The organism is Actinotalea ferrariae CF5-4 (assembly GCF_000603945.1).
Classification (GTDB): Bacteria; Actinomycetota; Actinomycetes; order Actinomycetales; family Cellulomonadaceae; genus Actinotalea; species Actinotalea ferrariae.
In genome coordinates, this window is the sequence record NZ_AXCW01000490.1 from 1 (window position 1) to 1,226 (window position 1,226).

Annotated in this window: 1 protein-coding gene; it reads right to left on the reverse strand. The window is 79.4% G+C overall.

Annotation, left to right across the window (positions count from 1 at the left end; all coding sequences use genetic code 11):
- Positions 1–1,226, reverse strand: a 1,226-nt coding sequence (locus tag N866_RS21745; protein WP_034229801.1) for a hypothetical protein, incomplete at both ends; no start/stop codon positions are given.

Genomic DNA, 1,226 nt, shown 5'->3' on the forward strand with positions numbered 1-1,226 from the left:
GGGCGGGCAGGGCGTCGTCGTCGGCGACGGCCCGCTCCAGGTACGCGGTCGCGGCGTCCACGTCGCCGGTCGTCAGCCGGCACAGGCCGAGGGGGCGCGCGGCCGAGCCCAGGCACACCGCGCCGGCGCCCAGCACGACGTGGTGGCCGTCCCAGGGCAGCAGCGCGTCGTGCACGCGGCCGGCGGCCTGCGCGTCGCCCAGCAGGTGGGCGGCCTCCGCCAGGTAGGTGAGCACGGCGGGGCGCGAGAGGTCGTGGGGCACCTGGCTGAGCCGGGTGTCGTGGAGGTCGAGGACGGCGCGGGCCTCGTCCGTCCGGCCGAGCCGCGCCAGCGCGACCGCGGACGCGAACGCCCAGCGGTCGGGGTCCTCCGCCAGCCGGGTCCGGAGCGCGGGCAGCACGTCGGCCGGCCCGCCGGTGTCGAGCGCGAGCTGGAGGCGCAGGATCGTCCAGACCAGCTCCGTCGACGCGTAGTGCGCCCGGTGCGCCTCGACGCGGAAGCGGTCGGCCAGCTCGGCGGCGTCGCCGTGCCGTCCGTCGAGCAGCGCGCGCATGGCCCGCCACATCGGTGGGTACCACCGGTGGAGCGGACGGCCGAGCCGCTCGACGGTGTCCACGGCGACCGCGAGCACCGCGTCCGCGCCGGCCAGGTCCCCGGCCTCGAGCAGGTCCAGGAGGTGCAGCCGGGCGACCTCCAGGCGCAGCTCGAGGTCGTCGGCCGGGAGGTCACCGGCGGCCGGTCCGCCCACCGCGGCGAACGCCGTGCGCCCGCCGCGCAGGCGCTCGGTCAGCTGGCCCGGCGCGTCCTGCGTGATCCGCAGCGCGAGGAGCGCCCGGGCCAGCGGTGCCTGCCGCAGCGTCCCGGCCCCGTCCGCCGACCCGTCCTCCACACCGTCCACGAGCTCCACCGCGCGGCGGCACGCCTCCGTCGCGCCCCGGTCGTCGCCGGTGAAGTGCAGCGCGCGCCCCAGGAGCGACAGCACGCGGCTCCGCCCGACGGCGTCGTCGGCGGGAACCCGCCGCTCGGCGGCCCGGAGCAGCTGGGCGGAGCGCCCGTCGCGGGGCAGGCGGCTGGCGAACAGCGCCTCCTCGTACCCGACCGCAGCCGTGACGAGGGCGGCGTCGTCGTCGCGGGCCTGGGCCTGCTCGGCCGCCGCGTCGAACGCGTCCAGGGCCAGGGCGACGTCCCCGGAGCGGCGCAGCGCCTCGGCGAGGTCGAGCCGGCGG